The following is a 17,797-nucleotide window of genomic DNA, read 5'->3' as shown; positions in this document are numbered from 1 at the left end:
TTATCGTCAAATATGGCAGACAAGCCATTAAATCAATTAACGACACTTATATTACAATTGATAACTATAGACTATGGGAAAAACACCTTTAAATAAAGTAGATAAACGTAAAAGACAGAGCAATCTGCAATATTTAGATAAAAAAACAGGAGAGTATTCGAAAATAGATGCTTAGTTTGGGAAAACCCACTACAAAAAAAGGCATTTTCGTAGTGGGCTGAGCGATTAGGAAAAATTAATGCTCGCGAGTTTTACGGAATTTTACATCTGGGTAGCGTTCGCTGGTCAGATTGAGGTTTACCATTGTGGGTGCGATATAAGAAAGGTTATCGCCGCCATCAAGTGCGAGGTTTTGCTCATTCTTACGCTTAAATTCCTCAAATTTCTTCGCATCATCACACTCGACCCAACGCGCTGTTGATACGTTGACCGCCTCATAGATAGCTTCAACGTTGTATTCGCTTTTTAAGCGTGCAACAACAACGTCAAACTGCAACACACCGACAGCCCCAACGATTAAATCGTTATTGGTTAGCGGACGGAAAACCTGAACAGCACCTTCTTCAGATAGCTGGACTAAGCCTTTTAGCAGCTGTTTTTGCTTTAATGGATCACGCAGACGAATGCGACGGAATAATTCAGGTGCAAAGTTTGGAATACCGGTAAATTTCAGATCTTCACCTTGTGTAAAAGTATCACCAATTTGAATCGTTCCATGATTATGCAAACCAATAATGTCACCTGCATAAGCGTTTTCAACATGTGAACGATCACCCGCCATAAAGGTCAATGCATCCGAAATGACGACATCTTTTTTAATGCGTACCTGACGCAACTTCATGCCTTTTTCATAAGTACCTGAAACAATACGCATGAAAGCCACGCGGTCACGATGTTTTGGATCCATATTCGCCTGAATTTTGAAGACGAAACCTGTAAATTTCTCTTCGGTCGCTTCAACTTTACGCACATCTGTTTGACGAGGCTGAGGGGCTGGCGCCCATTGCACTAAGCCATCAAGCATATGGTCAACACCAAAGTTACCCAATGCAGTACCAAAGAAGACTGGGGTTAACTCACCCTCCAAGAAAGCCTCATGATCAAATTCATGAGAAGCCCCTTTTACCAGCTCTAACTCATCACGTAATTGAGCCGCCAGCTCATCACCGACCACTTTATCTAATTCAGGATTATCTAGCCCTTTAATAATACGGACTTCTTGGATGGTATGGCCCTGACCTGTTTGATATAAGATGGTTTCATCACGTAAGAGGTGATAAACGCCTTTAAATAATTTACCGCAACCAATAGGCCATGTGATTGGACAACACGCGATATTCAGTTCATTTTCAACTTCATCCATCAATTCCATTGGATCGCGAATATCACGGTCAAGTTTATTCATAAAAGTCAGGATAGGTGTATCACGTAGACGCGTCACTTCCATCAATTTACGTGTTCTATCCTCAACCCCTTTACCTGAATCAATGACCATCAAGCAGCAGTCAACCGCCGTCAATGTACGGTAGGTATCTTCAGAGAAGTCTTCATGGCCTGGCGTATCCAGTAAGTTAACTAAACAATCATGATAAGGAAATTGCATCACCGACGTTGTAATCGAAATACCACGTTGCTTTTCCATTTCCATCCAGTCTGACTTGGCGTGTTGGTTTGAGCCACGACCTTTTACCGTCCCTGCACGCTGGATAGCTTGTCCAAACAGTAATACTTTTTCAGTAATGGTGGTTTTACCTGCGTCAGGGTGGGAGATGATAGCAAAGGTCCTTCGCTTATTGATTTCATTGAGAAAATCTTGGTTTGCCATGTATAAATTCTTTTAGTTTGTACACGGATTTGTACACACTTTTGGAAGTACTCTCTTTTCAGTTCTTCGCTTGTCAAATCCGTCGTGTTAATCGTAATTGGCCGCTATTTTCGCTGATCTTGACTTTATAAACAATCAATGGTTATCTAATCGGCTATCATTTACTCTCAGCGTGCGCCAATGCTCAGTTGTAGCTGTTTGCAATCGTTGCTTCTTCAGCTCATGAACAGCTGTGGCTAAACCACAAATTCCTTCGCTACCAGAAATCGATGATAGCTTGTCGTACTACACCGATGATGGTGCAGTTGCCGTTGATCGGTATTGCAGGGTATTGCGGGTTCAAAGGTTTTAGGTACTTCTGTTCACCATCAATAACTAACTGCTTAAAGGTTGCTTCTTTCGAATCATCCAAACGCGCAACAACCAATGAACCTGAAGAATAAGGTAACTCAGGATCAACAACGATCACTGCCCCCTCAGGTATGGATTTTTTTCCGCTTGGATTTTCCATACTGTCGCCTTTTACGCGAAGTGCGAAACAACCCTCATGTGCTTTCCCAGTGACTTCACGCCACTCCTCAGCATCTTCATGGGCAAATCCCTCCGCTATTTCAGTCCAATCACCGGCCTGAACCCAGTTAATGAGAGGAATTCTTCCCTTAATGTCAGGCCCGACTTCTACATTACCGACTCCCAAGCCAATCTCGCCATCACCTGTGGCGAGCCAATGAGCATTCACGCGAAGCGCCTCCGCGATCTGCATGGTGTAACGAGACCTAGCCGATTTACCAGAGCAAATCTGGCTGATCGACTGCTGTTTGATACCAATGCGACGAGCCAACTCAGACTGAGTCACCCCAGTAAGCTGCAAGGCATGGTTTAGTCGTTCGGATAAAGTTTTCATAAGCCCGTATTCTACAAATAAAACTGTAGCCTTTCAACAATTTTAACTGTTGACTAATCTACAGTTTAAACTGTAACATTCAATCTTGTAACAGTTATTATTGTAACAGGAGACGGTATGGAAGTGTTCAACACGACACAAAAACATCTCCGCCGTGCCATTGACTTGGTCGGCGGGCAATCAGCATTAGCACGAGCCATCAACTCAAAACAGCAAAACGTCTGGTTTTGGTTGAATAAATCAGGGCGTGTTCCCGCTGAATTCGTTTTATCCATCGAACAAGCTACGCAAGGACAGGTAACCCGATCTCAGTTAAGACCGGACATCTATCCCGCATGCCCAAGCGAGCTGAAAGCCAGTAACCAGTAGGATTAAGGGCAAATAATGGTCAGCATTTTACGTAAACACAAAAGCGAGTTCCTCCATGCGTGACTATGGCAAGGTCTATACCCGCTTTTGGCTAAAGCAAAACGTTTTGTCCTGGAGTGACTCAGCGAAGTTGCTAGGACTGTATTTGCTTACATGCCCACATTGTAATTTGCTTGGCTGCTTTCGACTGCCGATTGGTTACGTTGCTTCTGACTTGAACTGGGATGAGCAACAGGTTGCCAAGGCTCTAAAGGAGTTAGAACAAGATCAGTTCCTCATTCGTTGCGAGGAATCCGGTTGGACTTTGATTCGGAGCTTTCTGAAGCACAACCCAATCGAAAACCCGAACCAAGGTAAAGCAGCCTTTCGGTTGCTTAAAGATGTACCTGCCGACTTCATTGGTATGGCATCGCTTTTGAAATCTCTTGCCGCTTTTCAAGCTCGGCTACCAGAAGAATTTTCATCATTGTTTATGCCTGATGGCAACCCGGTAAGGGACTCTCAACGGTCGGATGACTCTGAGAGAAGCAATAAACCAACAGTTAAAACTGTTGACTACATACAGTTTGAAGACTTCTGGGATGTACAAATACGCAAAGAAAAAAAAGCGAAAGCCAAAGAAGAATGGCTACGCATGGGCCTCAATGAAGACCATGAACTCGCCTTGGAAGTGCTAACACGCTGGAAAGAGCAACGAGACAACCGATTGCAGTATCAAGATCGGACTAAGACCCCTATGCCACATAACTGGCTTTTAAACCGCCAATGGGAAGACGAGTACGTTCGCATTGATGAAGTACAGCAATCATCGACGAGCCTAAAGGGCAGCAATCACCAGTTGAACATTGAAGAAAGCAATCGCCGCATTGCTGAAAGCTGGGCCGGACCAGGTATTCGGGAGGTTCGTTCAAGTGCAGGAGGTTGATAAACGCGAGTTTGCTGAAGTTTGGGGAGCTGCTTGGGCCATGTATGGCAAAAGCGTATCACCACAATTGCTATCCATCGCATTTGAAGCCCTTCGTGCTTATAGCATTGAAGAAGTGCGAATCGGTCTGACTCGGCATATTCAATCACCGGATACTGGGCAATTTTTTCCAAAGCCCGCTGACGTCATCAAGCATATCGATGGTAACTCGGGTTCAAGAGCCATGGTTGCTTGGAACAAAGTTGACAAGGCTGTTCGTCAGGTTGGCGCTTGGACATCCGTGATGTTTGACGATGCGCTTATTCACCGCGTTATTTCAGACATGGGGGGATGGGTTGAACTCTGCAAGGTAGATGACAGGGAATACCCCTTTAAACAAAAAGAGTTTTTAACACGCTACCAGGCTTACTTGTTGCGGGACGAAGTGGGTGAATACCCAAGGCTATTACAAGGTATTGCAGACCATCAGAACCAGCAAAAAGGGTTTGATATGCAAGCGCCGGTTGCCGTGGGCGACTGGTCAAAAGCAGCACAAGTTTATACAAGAGGCATCACCGACTTTATCGCAGTGCCTTTGAAAAGAATAAGCCCGAAAGCCATTCAGGCGCTTCTCGGAAATCAATTAGAGGACAAAAATGAAAACGATTAAATCAAAAACCATTGCCCTAGTGATAGCCATGTCCGCAAGCACTTCAGTCTATGCGTTTCCGGGCTATCAGTGGGAAAAAGCAGCACAAAGCGTTGGTATTGATCCAGTCATGCTCTACGCCGTTGCCTTGGCTGAGTCGGCCTCACATCGTGGTCTCAACATGACCAGTCCATGGCCATACGCAATTCGCAATGGTTCAAACGCAACCTACGCCAAATCTAAGACAGAAGCAGAGAAACTGTTAAACCAAGCACTGCAAGAGACTGAAAAATATCAGCTCGATATTGGCCTTATGCAAATCAATTTGCATTGGCATGGGCATCGGGTGAGCTCAGCAGCGGAACTGCTAGACCCCATCACAAACCTTACGGTCGGCTCCAGTATTTTGGCCGAAGCAATCAAGTCTTCACCAAATGATTTAGAGCTTGGCATAGGCCGCTATCACAGTTGGAACGAAGAGCGTGCACGCTGGTATGGGCAAAGAGTGCTTTCTATCTATCGCAATATTTTACATGAACTGGAGGTCCGTCAATGACAACCAATCAACAAGACTTCTATCAATTAAATTTGGCGTACCTGCACGCAGCACGCGAATTAGCGCGCATTGATCCGCAAGAGGCTGTCTTGCGCTTTGGACTTACACGCGATGTGGTGGATGCACTGATTAATGCCGGTGTTGACGACCTGCAACGAGTGGCGACCTCATCATTCATGCTGTTTCAACCAAGGGGTAACCAAAGCCAACTGATTGAGATGGTGAAGAGCAAAGGCACAGGTATCCCAAGAATCGCTTATTTATTATCAACCCTAAACAACAAGGGGGATGCATGATTGATAACCTGTCCAAAAGTGAGCTGTTTACCCGAGCCTCACTGCTTATTAAATACGGATTTCGAACAACGATCATCGCGCTCGATACTGGTTTGCCAATCCACATTATCAGAAGGCTGCACAAAGAAGTGACTGGCAAGTCACCTTGTCCTGGTCAATTACCAGAATCTGATGCCATTGTTAAAAGCAGAAGAGCCCTAGTTGAAGGCTCCCTGCTGATGGCGCTTTATGTCAATATTGGTGGTGATAATGTCTACAAGCAATTAAATATTGATGCTTTGATGAAGGCTTACGATGCGTACTTGGTTGCAAGGGAAGAAGCAGATCTTCCATCTGAGATCCCCTGGAAAAAACTAACCATTAATGAAGGTTGGGTTCTAGCTCGTGATTTAAGATCACAGCTAGCATCCTTACGCCGGTGTCGATGCGGCAGTCTGTATTTGACGGTATCTCAACAGCGCATTCAGCTTAAATGTCCTGTGTGCGAGATTATGGCCGAGCAAACCACTAGAGCACTTTTTGAGAACTAACATGCTGATGCATGATTTGATTGTGCACCGCCCGTGTACTTTGAGAGTACTAAGATGACAAACTTACTTAAATCTTTACCAGCACGCTGCTGGGTTATATCACTGGGGCTTTTTCTGGCGACTTTGGCTGCGGCTCATTTTTTTCCATCAGAAATATTAACGGCATCTGCCAAGTTCGCGGCTTTGCCATTTCTGTTCTGCACCATGTTTTTTTTCAGCTACCTGGGATTTAAAGCAACTGCTAGTCCTATCGGACTTATAACCATCACCACTATGCTTTTAGCAATCGCATATTGGCAAGCGAGTTGGACAATTGTTGGCTTGGGACTCTTTTTCTTAGCTATTTGCACTGGAATTAGATTCTTGATTAGCCAAGTTAAAGATTCGGGTAGAACTTTGAGCATTGAAGAAAAATGGTATTGGTATAAGCTCTATTCGTTTTTTGATGGCTTTTATCCAAGGTATCCCAAAAAGCCAAAAAAATAGCCAGCCAACCACAAGCTGGCTACCTTCTATTTTCAGTTCCTTCCTGATGCCTGGTTATAAGCCCTAATATCGATCAAGTTGTTCTGAGCATAATCTCCCGCAAGCGATGCATTTGAGATCACCGCTATCTGCTTATCCACAAATGCTTTATCTTCTTCGGACACACTGTCAGAAATGTAAGCGCCACTCTCATCCTTTTGACGATACTCATTTAGCATTTGCTCCCTTAGACCTAGCATTTCAGGCGACCAACTCGATGAGTCTTCAGAGTTGAATACGCGCCCCGCCAAACCTTCATTGAAAGCTTGAGCGAACACTTGACTTTGAATCGGGGTCAATCCCATTCTCTGCCCTTCGCTGTATGCTTCCTGTTTAAAATCATCGGCGTACTGTTCTAAAAACTCACCGTATCGATTGTTAACTGCCGCACCGAATGCCCCAGCCAACATGGCTTCAGACTTAGTGCCCCAGTTAACTTCGGAGGCATACTGCGAACTCGATCCACTGTATGCATCATTAAACGCCGTCAAAGGATTTTCCAAAGAGGTTCCGGCATCAACGGCTGCTTTTAACCCATCCCAGGTTGATTTGCTGGCCACCGTTGCATTGTGCAAGAAACCTCGTGAGCCAGGTTCTGCAAGGGCTTTCTCCTTGTAACTCTCATAGTCTTCGCCAAAATGATTCAAGGTATGTAGTGCTGCATCAGTATGCTTACCACTGAAATCACCAATAGCACTGGCGCTGTTGAAGAACATTTCAGCACCAGAGACTCCGCTATCATCAGCCATAATGCGAGATCGCCACTGAGAGCCAGCTTCACTGTTTAGTCCAGATTGATAGGTACTTGTGTCAGAAGCTACGGCCTGCTGGGCTTGTTGCTGATGCGCATTCAGCTGTCCATCTACACCAGAAAGATTGGTTTGGTAAGCGGATTGAGCCGAATTGAACTGCGTTTGAACTGTTGCAGCATCCCCATAGCCTCCCAGAACACCGGATTCAACTTGGCTTTGAGTGCCACCAAAAGTAGGTGCAGTTGATGACAAGCTTTCATTAGAGCGTGGCTGAATAGATCGTAAATCGGCTCCGGTAGCCATGGCCATAACAGTCATTGCTGCTTGATAGTCATTGTCTCGTTCAGCGGGCGTCGAGGAGTTGCTATAGGTTAAAGACTCCATAGCTGCGGCCACATACGCCTGATTATCATCAGGTAGCAAGCGCTGATACATTGGAAGGTTTTCACGTAATCGGTTACCTGCTTCAACATGCTGGTTCATATAGCGACCTAAATAATCCATGACTTCAGGATTATCCGCTGCTAATCGAGTTAACGTCGCACCATCCGTGTTCCTTTGTCCTGATAGACTGTAGCTGGCCTGATCAAGCTCACTAAAGCGGTTTGATGCCGTGATAACGTCTTGTGCTGAACTCTGAAGTGACTGATAGTCTTGATTAGACAACGACATCTCAACGCCAGAGCGTCTTGAATCTGAAAGGTCCTTAACCATCGCATCGCGAAACTCAGCACGTCGTGAATCACTTGATGCCAAGCTTTGCATCTCCCCAGTGAGCGTATTTGCGGTCGTAGATCGAGAACTGCCCTCTGATGACTCAACTTGGCCACTAAAGTTACCACCTAAATCCAAGCCTGCTCGTACCCTTGATAGTTTTGGTACACGAGATGAGTCTGGCTTATCGACTCCTGGCAAGTTGCCCTGTGGAGAATCATTGCCGCCAGTACCAAGAAGCCTTCCAAGAAAGCCCTTATCAGCAACTTCTTTCTCACCGGGATTAGTAATAGTTCCATCGCCACCGATCCTTAGGCCTCCCGATAGCACGCCCGATACCAAGCCACGTACAGCGTCTTTTTTATCGTCTCCGAAACCATACCGTGTTTGAAGGTCATCAGTGACCTGATTAACAACGGCGCTAGATGCGGAATTAGAAGAACCGATTTGACGTCCAACTGAAGATAGATTGTCGTAACTTAGCTTTTCACCAAAAGTTCGACTCATGGTATTGCCAACCTGACGGCTAAAGGCTTGAGTTGCCTGAGTCATGGATTCTTTTGCAGAGCCGACCATTGACCCCACTGCGTTTCCGACAGAGAAACTGCTTAGTAGGTTTGACGCGCCGGTCATAGCAGAACCCGTAAGGGCTGAATTTTGGAACATTGACTGTGATTGCATTACCGGGGCATTTTTCGCGACATCTGGACTAGCCAGCTTTTCATCAATGGCATCACCGTTTTGAAGACGCCCAGCCAAGTGGGTAGCGGTTATTGCTGAGCCATAAACGAGCATGAGCGAAATAGCCGGAACACTCGACGCCAACATGCCACCAGTAGCTATCCAGGTTTGCAGCACTGAATCCATCTGCATCATCCCAGCAAAAGATGGCACTTCTGTACCTGCAAAGGCATCAAGAGCCGACATTTTCCCTGCAACGGTTAAATGAATATACAGGTTAATGATGGCCATGACAGGCATCCAAAGTTGAATCCAAAGCAGGATTAACAAGTACTTCCCGGCCATTCGCATCCCGATTTGGCCAAGGGCTATCACAAAGGCCATCAATGGGGTGATGGCGTAAATGAAACCCTCAAAAAACGTCATCATCGGACGAACGATACTTTGGAACAAGGTCTGCTCCGCCGCCCATTGCGTATTGCGCTGCTCAATCGCTTGGTTAACCATAACGGCTGCGGTGAAAGCTTGATCATCCATATACTTGCCCGTCACGCTTTGCTCATAAATAGGCAAAAGCACTGACGCGCTCATGTACTCTTGGGTGTTAACCGAAGCCAAACCAAGATTATTCAGTGCATTTCGGATCACGTCATCAGTGTCCGTTGCTGACGAAGTCCCCAATGAGGCCGACAGAACCTGTTTAAGCCTTGGAATGAAGGTTGATTCTGTCATGAGTTTCAGTTGGCTGTAAGCGTCGGTGCAGTCCAGATCGCTACTGCTACCACTGAGCATGATTCGAGTGCCATAAATGCGCGAATCAAACCTAATCGCAGTCATCGGGTTAGGATCACTCAGCACCTGATCTAGATTCTTTTGGCCAATGTCGATACCAATCAAGGTGCACTCTTTGATGTAGTTAAACCACGATTGCTCGATGTCCGAACCGGCGACACGATTTGCATCACCCAAACCAGAGCGATCCATCACCTGTTTTCTCACTTTAATCAGTGACTGTAAACTGGATGCAAAGCCGTATTCCGTCATGGCGGGAGTTGAGAACGCCGTTTCAAACAATCGCGTGATTTGAAAGCCAACAGTCGAAATCGTACTACCTGCGGCAGCAACACCGATGGGCACATTATCAACCACTCGAACTTGTCCCGTGTACGCATCCTCAATGCTCACTCGGGTACTGGGTCCAAACATGGTTGCAAAGACTAGCCATGAGACTAAAACGTGTTGAAAGTTAATCCCACGACCGCCTTGCATTAAGGCCTGAACAGAGACCATCAATACCCCAATGAGCAAGCCAATGCGAACCATTGAAGTAAAGTCGCCTGTACCAGTTATCATCGCGACAGCGTTCAGGACCTGCTCTAAAAATGCCGAATCCCCGATGGAATAGATCTCCCACATGACCTATTCCCCCAGTGCCGTAGATTTAACGGTGTAATAACGCTGTTTGCGAATGGTCTGAATCACCTGGTTAAAATGTGCCAGCAACTCTTGCTCTGAGCCGTATCTTCGCTGCAACGCAGCGTACTCCTCATTGATTTGGCGACGTGCACGTTCAAGGTCTTCCGTTAATAACTTCGCATAGGCATGATCTTCCACACCGGAGGTACTTCTAGCTGCATTGAGCATGTCTTCAACCAATGCTCGGGCCATCTCAACAGCAATAAATGGCGCAGCTCTTGAAGCAAACGACCTAGCAGCCCCTTCATTTAATGCAGAAAGTGTTCGAATCATGCCGCCAATGCTTGCAGGAGCCGAGGTCATAAAAGCCTTTTCGGTGGTGCTAGCTGCCCCAGTATTTCGAGCAAACTTAAAAATAATGCCGTTACTAGAACCTGTACCAAGAAGTAAATTTTCGACCTGAGTTGATAACCCGGCTAGGGTCACGTTAGTGATTGTCGGATTTAGACAGCCGTCTTGTGTCACTGTGTCACATCGGTACATAGCGACGTTACCGCCATGAATTAGATGCTCAATAGTCACTTTATTGCCATTCAGTCTGGTCAGTTTTGGGGCTTTACCTTGACCATCAGCCGCATTAGCTAGATCACCAACGATGATCGAGCCCGTCACGGACATAACCGCTTCAAGAAAACGGTCATCCCCAGATGCAAACCAGCTTGATGCCGAGTGACGTTTCAGTGCTCGCCAAACCAAGTTGCCTTTAATCGTTTTGTTCACATCAGATGCCGCGACACTCGAAGCATTCTCATATGGGTTCTTACCATTGGACTCACTCCAACTGGTAAAAACGTCTCCAGCCCCTTTAAGTGAGCTCAACATACTGGCTTCTGTTTGCCCCTTTTTACCAAAAGCGGCCAGGGTATCGTTCACGACTCCCTGAGCCATTTGACAGGAATTGCCAAAATACTCGTTCAACTGCTGGATTTTCTTTTGCAGTGTCTCCATGTGCTGGGAGCATTTCTCACACATAGCACTGAGCGCCAATTGGAATGCGTACCCCTTGGCGTTTGCAGCAACAGAGCGAAGTAATTGAACAAACTGATCCGCGTTAACAAATGACAAACTTCCCGCGAACATATCAATGCCACCACAACCGGCTTGGAATGACGGAGGCACCATAGAGACGAGGTTCTCGTTCATGATTCTGTTACGGACAACAACGCTTCCACCAGATATAACGCCACGCCGCTGACTCTCGAATACACCTGGCGCAGTGGTGTTGGTCATTGAACCAAACAACTGGTTCATCTCCTGTTGCAAGCTTGCTTGGCTCATAGATGAAAAACCAATCGCACAGGCGATTAGCGATACTCGGATTACTTTTTTCATCGTTATAACCCTCCTTGTGCACGCAGATAGCGAACAAGGAACTCAGGGTCCTGTAATATCTTTTCGTTAAGCTCTTGGGCTGACATCGCGAGTGACACGCCGGGTTGAACAGGTCTGGTGGCATAGTAAGTTTGATCGTCAATCCAACCGGCTTGATGGGCTGCGAGAATAATTCGATTATTGAGCTCATCAAGGCTCATTGCACCCTGACCAATGGGAGTGATGACATTAGGTGGATCAACTAAGAACACGGCAGGGACAGTCGTAACGGACAATGATTGAGCTTGTCCTGAATCGACTTTGAAATTGGGAAACTCTCCACCCGGTAAAGGCAAGCCATCGACAGCAATAGCAAATACCTCGAAACCGTAGTTTAAAGCCATTGATTCGATGATAGGCGCTTGAGCGTGGCAATAAGGGCAATCCGAACGATAGAAGAAGAACAAGCCAGCCCGTTTTGCTACCTCACCTAAAGCAACATCCCGTTGAGCGCCAGCTTCTCGATCCATCCGATTGGCAGCATAGGTCGCCAAGGGTCTGCGACTGATTTCATCCAAAACTGGATCACCCATGACCACCTGCTGACTAACATCAGCAAACTGTGAGCCCTTATCCATCATGACGCGCTGGAGGTACAGATAGGCTCTGACGTTCTCATTCGTAGGCTCATCAATTGCCTTGTCCATGAACGACTGCATGTGCTCACGAAACCAGGCAGCACTGAAGGGCTTCAGCTCGCTCTGAATCGACTCTGCCGCACCAGATTCCGGCTTAATAAGCTCTTCAGCCTCCGCTGGCTCAGGAATGACCTGATACCAAAACCAGCCTTCCTGGCCACGCTGATAGAATTGCCCATCACTAGCATGGGCGGGCAAGATGAATAGAAAGAAAATAATGATTGGGATGGTCACCCATAGGATGAACCAAGGTAACAAAGGGGTTCTCATTGTCAGCTCCAGAAAATTTCACAGAGCTAACATGCTAAAGATCCCCGCCAGTGCCATTGGCCAGATAGATGAAGGAATTGTGTGTGTTTCTGACTATAGGGAACTGTCAACCCAACTCAGCTGACTTGTCACTATCTCGATAATGCCTATGATATAAAACTGATACCCAACTCAATAAACAATCTCGACTTCAAAAAAATGACATTTCGTTGAACAATGGCCTTTCTCCACAAAAAAACGTCACCGATTAAAAACCTTAGAATAAAGGGCATTAATAAAAATGCTGCACTGCTCTTTCATTTTCCTATTAAAATCAATATACGTATCTTCAGGGATTTTTAGAAAAAGCACATGGAACGGTATCTCTTGTCCTTGCTGGTGAATAATATCTGAAATCACACCCTGTGTTTTTTCAAGGTTAAGTGAAGCCCATCGTTCTTCTGATATAGGGTAAATAAATCCACATCCCTTGATTGCGGCAACATTTCCATACTGCCCTATGTAAGTATGTAGCTGAAAAAGATCTTCACGCTTCACCCCAAATTGTGAATCAAATGCTTTATACTTCACATCAAATACGAATAAACTCTCATCGATTTCTATAACAAGATCAGGTTCAAGTTTTCTCATATAACCACTGAGAGCACCAGATGCTATTTGCTGACGTTGCTCGAACTTACCTAGCAGGCGTAGCCCATCTCGCTTAATGAGCTTACGAATGAAATATTCAAACAACATCGAAATATCGAAAAAGAAAGCACTCGAATCCTGCTGCGAATCAAAATCAGAGCCCTTCCGGTCAATGACTTGCTTAGATAAGTCAATGAGCACGTTATAATCATTGTAGAAAGGGTTGGTGAAATGAGAAGTCCTCAAAATTTCTTGCTGTGACCTTTTAATCCCCTGATTGGCAGTCAGAAATGCACTATAGATATTTCGTGTTTGGTGACAAAATGAGTAATGTGCGACTGCTTCATAAGCTTTTATAAAAAGTGAAGTTGCAGGGCTGTCGTAGCTGTGCTCTCGGTACGAGCATAAATATTTTCCAGATGACTTATTCTGGAAATAATCTGTAGCATTTATAGTTCCCCTTACGCGGGAAATACGATCATTTCTTGTAATATAAGTCTTTGGCAAGCCCAGGCGGTATGCTCTCTTAAACTTAATGTTCCATAGATATGCTAAAAGCCACTCGTAACCGTCTGCGTGACTTTCTCCTCCAATGTTTTCTAATTCGAGAAATCCATCGGCATCTGCAATGATGTATTGAAGGAAAGCATCACCAAAACGTGAGCTGATCTTCAGAGAGTAATCTCCTCGCTTAACAAATCCGATTAGATTGCCCGTGTCGAGATTAAAATTTCTTGCATCCGTACCAGAGACACCGATGAAACCGCCATCTGTATTGTGTTCGTAATCTTCATCATTGAAGAGTATTAAAGCATCGGAAATATTATCATTCAGCGTTTTTTCGACATCACGAGATACCGAATTCAAAAAGTGCCAAATTGCAGACTCGTCGTTATGAGGATAGGTCCATTGTCCTTTTGATTTGGCACTAAGGGTTATCGACTTTCCTAAACGTCTATTTGTCAAAATGCCTTCGCTGACAAAATAGGACTGGTTATCGACCAGTGTGCCGTTCTTAATGATATCGAAAAGCCACACAGTTTAAACCCCAAATGCCTTTCCGAAGGAGCTAATCAGTTCAGTCTCCTTACCTGTTCCACGAAGATACTCCTGTAATAACGGACGAATACAATCATCCCATACACGCTCTCGTACCTCCGAAACTGTAAGGCTGGTTGCATACTTCAAGTCCATCAAATAGGCATGACCAATTTGGTAATCATTACCAAGCAAAGGTTCTTTAGCTATCAATTCATTCAAGCGTTCAAGGTTATCCACCAAGGGCAGCCAAGCTTTGCAAAATTGGTTCAAATGGTATTTCAATAGCGCCATATCAGGCACCACTTCTTCCCAACGGAATCTTCGACGCAAAGCGAAGTCAAAACTTTCGACACTTCTGTCTATCGTGTTCATCGTTCCAATAAGATAGATGTTTGTTGGGATGAAGAACAAATACCCTTGTGCGTCCTTAAGCATACCAGTATGTTCATTGTTCAGATTGGAATATTGGGTTTTAACGCAACCTCTAGTGCCTCGGTATTCCAGACAGTACATTAACTCACCAAAAACGCGAGACAACTCAGCTCGGTTTACCTCATCAATTATAAAGAAAAATGGTGGTACTGCTTCCGATACAAGCTTGGATATATCTGATATTTCGAAAATATCCTGCCAATGCTCGCCTGATAACTTTTCTCTAAACGGGAGAAGTTCCTTGATAGTAAGAGACTCCCACTTCTGAGTAAGTCCAAGCCCATACACATCGATTTCCCACTTACCAGCGCTTCGGCAAAACTCTTTAAAAACACCATTTTGCAACGTTAATTGAGAGTTCCCATCACTGTCCAAAACAGGACGTAGCCCTTCCATAAAGTCTTCATAACTGAAAGAAGGATGAAATTGAACCAACTCAATCTGACTTGCATGTGTGAGACGGCTGTAGGGAGCAAATTCCTCTTTCCAGATGTCAAACAAGAGCGAAGTTTGCAGGCGAGCTTGATAAGTTTTCCCTGTCCCCGGCGCACCGTATTTAACAATCTGCTTCTTTAAACTGAATGGGTTTGACAAATTCTCGTAAAGCACCCAAACAAACTGACTAAGATAAAACTCATCAGTTTTACCTTCCCGAAGCTCATTATCAAACTCGCTTTTGATGCTCTTTAATAGAAAAATGTTTTTAGCAAACCAACTTTGATTTTCTTCTGCTGGGTATGCTGGAATTATTCCTTCGCGTATAAGCCAACTAAAAACCTGATTAAATTTACCGGAATCAACCGTTGTGGAGACTTCGAGCGTACAAGCTGCTGCCACTCGATTAACGAGAACAGGGTTGTTGGATTTACCTTGGTTAGACCACGAATCAGAAAAAATCGTGAAGTTTTCACTGTTTGGAATCAATATAAATTTTTCTAATGCGGATATGAAATTCTTGTTTTTAATGAATGACTGGAAGTTGTCATTGCTCAACACTGACTGTCCGCGAGAAGCGATACCGTTGCTCTTCTCATAGAGTAACTGCTTCAGAAAGGCTTCATCATTTTGAGACAAGCCTTCTCCAGATGTGATTCGCTCACGGATTTGAGCGACCTGACTGTAAAAGTCACGATAGGCTTTGTGCCATCCATTGACTTCATGCTTCCTGTTCTCAATAAGATATTTATATAGGTTTTTCAGTCTACTTTTCATTTATTCCCTTGTTACTGGATTATCGGACACACATCTTGAATTCATTTTGCGCTTTTGTGAGAGACTCATTTAGCCTGTAAACAGTAACCAAAGTCTTCATCGCTCCTGACGGAACGACCACAAAATGCAAATCACTGTTACTGTGCCGCCAAATATCAGCTTTGTTACTATATTTTTGGTTCTTATGAAGAGCTACCTTTTCAGGCAAAATTGCTTTTGTCAATGATGAGCTAAATAACCTTGAAGTCAAAGCCTTCCAAGGATGCTTAGGTACGCCGTCTGAAAGCCGTTCCACAAATCGTTCTAGCGCGTGACGAGTCACCACGACAGGCCCAATATTCGGAACGTTGATGACCTCATCGATTTCTCTCACTGTAGCATTATCGACGCTGTATTCTTCGAAGGAATGTGAGAGCCAATCGTCCCGCTTCTCTACCGAGATCTGTGCTTCCTGGTATCGAGTGAGCAAAAACCTAGTCAGGCTGTAAAGTGAATGCTGAGTTGAGCGTTGTTTCTGTAACTTTTTGATAGCTCCTTTACTGACTCGGATTTGAAGCCCATTACCGCTTCGGTTACTCCCCATCACCTCTTTCACTGACAGTAGGTGATGAATAGCATAAAGCTCAGCTGCAATTGGCTTTTGCTGCTCAGGTAGCTTGTCGTATTGCTCACCTAAATCGACCTTTAGCTCACCACCTCTTCGAAGTCCGGTCTTCCAGTAAACCTTAAACTCACCATCAATCTGCTTTGTTAACAGGGTTAATACCATCATGTTTGTTTCTCCTATTGGTTATCTATTTTTCATTCTCCATGTTTTTTCAAATATGCAAGGCGCAAAAAAAGGGGCCGAAGCCCCTTGGATCAGATATGAACTTTAGGAAAGCCCATGGCACCGTAAACATTCAGCACATCATTCCAATCCCAACTTTTCACGCCGAGTGACGTTGGTATAGGAGGGATCAAGACTTGTGTCAGAATGCCTTTTTTCCAGGCTTTTTTCTTGAGTTCATTCGCTGCATTCAGGCCGGTCTCAGAGAGATCGTGATCTGCCCAGATGTACAGCATTTTCACATTACTTGGTGGTTCAAACCTAGCCAGTAGCGTTGCATTCACAACCGACCAACATGTTTGCCCCGTTGCTCTGGTAACCGCTAAAGCCGTTTCTATACCTTCAGAAACACCTAGTACTTCACCAGGCTCACCTATAGGAATGGCACCACCAGTGATTGTTCTGTCACTTGGTATCGGCATCATCTTTTTAGGCTTTTCAACCGGCGCTTTGAATCCATCTTCACTTAGGTAGATCCGATGAAACGTGGCCGAACGCCCTTGCTGAGTAACGATTTTACCTAGCAGCGCTGGGTAGCTATCGATAAACAGGCCATCTTCATCATGGTAAGGCAAGTTTGGATGAAACCTCAGCACCGAATCCCATTCAGGACTAAGCCGGGTAACAATGCCACGACGATGCATGTAGTTCCAAACTGGTTGCGCACGAGTATCTGCAAGAGAAAACGTTTCTCCCCAGGTTTGATTCAAGCGATGGATAATCGCTTTGTCCTCGTCCTGCTTTCTAGCCTTCCAATCAACTGCGTTACTCGGTATTGGCCGAATAGGGGCTTGTATTTGTCCGGGTTGAATACAAAGAACCTGGCCGATTGCTTCAATAGACTGAGCAAAGTTCCATCCATTAATCCAAGACAACAGTTCAAAACCATCATGAAAGATACCGCAGGTATTACAAACGCCACCACCGGTATATTCAGCATCTTTGAACAGCCTAAAGCCATCACGACCGCCATGAACAGGACAAGCCACATGACGGCCTTTTCGAGCAATAGCGGCATCAAGTTCTGGCACCAACGCCGCCAGTATTTGAAGCCATTGGCCATTAAGATATGGCCTCACTGTTTCAATCTGTAAAGGTAACGCCATATAACCTCCTTAAATAAAATGCCGACTCCTACCACAGGTGGCAAAAGTCAGCTTAGGTCCTGCATTAGCCGTTCGGTTAATACAGGA

Annotated in this window: 16 protein-coding genes; 7 read left to right on the top strand and 9 right to left on the bottom strand. The window is 45.1% G+C overall.

The annotated features are described in order from the left end of the window. Window positions 1-235: 235 nt before the first annotated feature. Window positions 236-1,825 (bottom strand): peptide chain release factor 3, encoded by a 1,590-nt coding sequence (prfC, locus tag P2E05_RS03235; protein ID WP_154622164.1) that lies wholly within the window; start codon window positions 1,823-1,825, stop codon window positions 236-238. A gap of 256 nt (window positions 1,826-2,081) precedes the next feature. Then, entirely contained in the window at window positions 2,082-2,729 is a 648-nt protein-coding gene (locus P2E05_RS03230) for a LexA family protein (RefSeq protein ID WP_000854920.1), read from the bottom strand. A gap of 117 nt (window positions 2,730-2,846) precedes the next feature. On the opposite strand from P2E05_RS03230, the gene P2E05_RS03225 reads away from it, so the two are divergent. From P2E05_RS03225 to eexS, 7 genes are read left to right on the top strand one after another with little or no spacing between them, the layout of a single operon-like run. Next, the gene (locus tag P2E05_RS03225; protein WP_004249406.1) at window positions 2,847-3,098 is read left to right on the top strand and encodes a helix-turn-helix domain-containing protein; all 252 of its coding nucleotides are present in this window, start codon (window positions 2,847-2,849) and stop codon (window positions 3,096-3,098) included. 55 nt (window positions 3,099-3,153) lie between these two features. Continuing rightward, window positions 3,154-4,023: a hypothetical protein gene (locus P2E05_RS03220; protein WP_004249404.1), complete on the top strand. Its 870-nt coding sequence runs from the start codon at window positions 3,154-3,156 to the stop codon at window positions 4,021-4,023. Next, entirely contained in the window at window positions 4,010-4,672 is a 663-nt protein-coding gene (locus P2E05_RS03215; RefSeq protein WP_004249403.1) for a DUF6475 domain-containing protein, read from the top strand. The genes P2E05_RS03220 and P2E05_RS03215 overlap by 14 nt, the downstream gene beginning before the upstream one ends. After that, window positions 4,659-5,207, top strand: coding sequence for a lytic transglycosylase domain-containing protein (locus P2E05_RS03210; protein ID WP_004249402.1), 549 nt, complete (start codon window positions 4,659-4,661; stop codon window positions 5,205-5,207). Before P2E05_RS03215 ends, P2E05_RS03210 begins: the two co-directional genes overlap by 14 nt. Next, window positions 5,204-5,503: a flagellar transcriptional regulator FlhD gene (locus tag P2E05_RS03205; RefSeq protein ID WP_000210563.1), complete on the top strand. Its 300-nt coding sequence runs from the start codon at window positions 5,204-5,206 to the stop codon at window positions 5,501-5,503. Before P2E05_RS03210 ends, P2E05_RS03205 begins: the two co-directional genes overlap by 4 nt. Continuing rightward, on the top strand, window positions 5,500-6,033 hold the full coding sequence (locus P2E05_RS03200; RefSeq protein WP_004249399.1) for a FlhC family transcriptional regulator: 534 nt from the start codon (window positions 5,500-5,502) through the stop codon (window positions 6,031-6,033). Before P2E05_RS03205 ends, P2E05_RS03200 begins: the two co-directional genes overlap by 4 nt. 54 nt (window positions 6,034-6,087) lie before the next feature. Beyond that, window positions 6,088-6,519 (top strand): entry exclusion protein EexS, encoded by a 432-nt coding sequence (gene eexS / locus P2E05_RS03195; protein ID WP_004249397.1) that lies wholly within the window; start codon window positions 6,088-6,090, stop codon window positions 6,517-6,519. 32 nt (window positions 6,520-6,551) lie between these two features. Here eexS and P2E05_RS03190 read toward each other — a convergent pair whose 3' ends face one another. The 7 genes from P2E05_RS03190 to P2E05_RS03160 all read right to left on the bottom strand — a co-directional run bounded on the left by P2E05_RS03190 (window position 6,552) and on the right by P2E05_RS03160 (window position 17,710). Beyond that, a complete protein-coding gene (locus tag P2E05_RS03190) occupies window positions 6,552-10,121 on the bottom strand; it encodes a conjugal transfer protein TraG N-terminal domain-containing protein (RefSeq protein ID WP_004249396.1) in 3,570 nt (1,189 codons plus the stop codon). Between the two features lie 3 nt (window positions 10,122-10,124). After that, window positions 10,125-11,513: a conjugal transfer protein TraH gene (locus P2E05_RS03185; RefSeq protein WP_004249395.1), complete on the bottom strand. Its 1,389-nt coding sequence runs from the start codon at window positions 11,511-11,513 to the stop codon at window positions 10,125-10,127. A 2-nt stretch (window positions 11,514-11,515) separates the two neighbouring features. After that, window positions 11,516-12,460 (bottom strand): thioredoxin family protein, encoded by a 945-nt coding sequence (locus P2E05_RS03180; RefSeq protein WP_004249394.1) that lies wholly within the window; start codon window positions 12,458-12,460, stop codon window positions 11,516-11,518. A 240-nt stretch (window positions 12,461-12,700) separates the two neighbouring features. Further along, entirely contained in the window at window positions 12,701-14,128 is a 1,428-nt protein-coding gene (locus P2E05_RS03175; RefSeq protein WP_004249393.1) for a 5-methylcytosine restriction system specificity protein McrC, read from the bottom strand. Between the two features lie 3 nt (window positions 14,129-14,131). After that, on the bottom strand, window positions 14,132-15,775 hold the full coding sequence (locus P2E05_RS03170; protein WP_004249392.1) for an McrB family protein: 1,644 nt from the start codon (window positions 15,773-15,775) through the stop codon (window positions 14,132-14,134). A gap of 19 nt (window positions 15,776-15,794) precedes the next feature. Further along, window positions 15,795-16,547 (bottom strand): hypothetical protein, encoded by a 753-nt coding sequence (locus P2E05_RS03165; protein WP_004249391.1) that lies wholly within the window; start codon window positions 16,545-16,547, stop codon window positions 15,795-15,797. 89 nt (window positions 16,548-16,636) lie between these two features. Beyond that, window positions 16,637-17,710: a DUF7146 domain-containing protein gene (locus tag P2E05_RS03160; RefSeq protein WP_004249390.1), complete on the bottom strand. Its 1,074-nt coding sequence runs from the start codon at window positions 17,708-17,710 to the stop codon at window positions 16,637-16,639. Window positions 17,711-17,797 lie beyond the last annotated feature (87 nt).

This window comes from Providencia stuartii, from assembly GCF_029277985.1.
GTDB lineage: Bacteria > Pseudomonadota > Gammaproteobacteria > Enterobacterales > Enterobacteriaceae > Providencia > Providencia zhejiangensis.
This window is presented reverse-complemented; position numbering and strand designations above follow the sequence as displayed.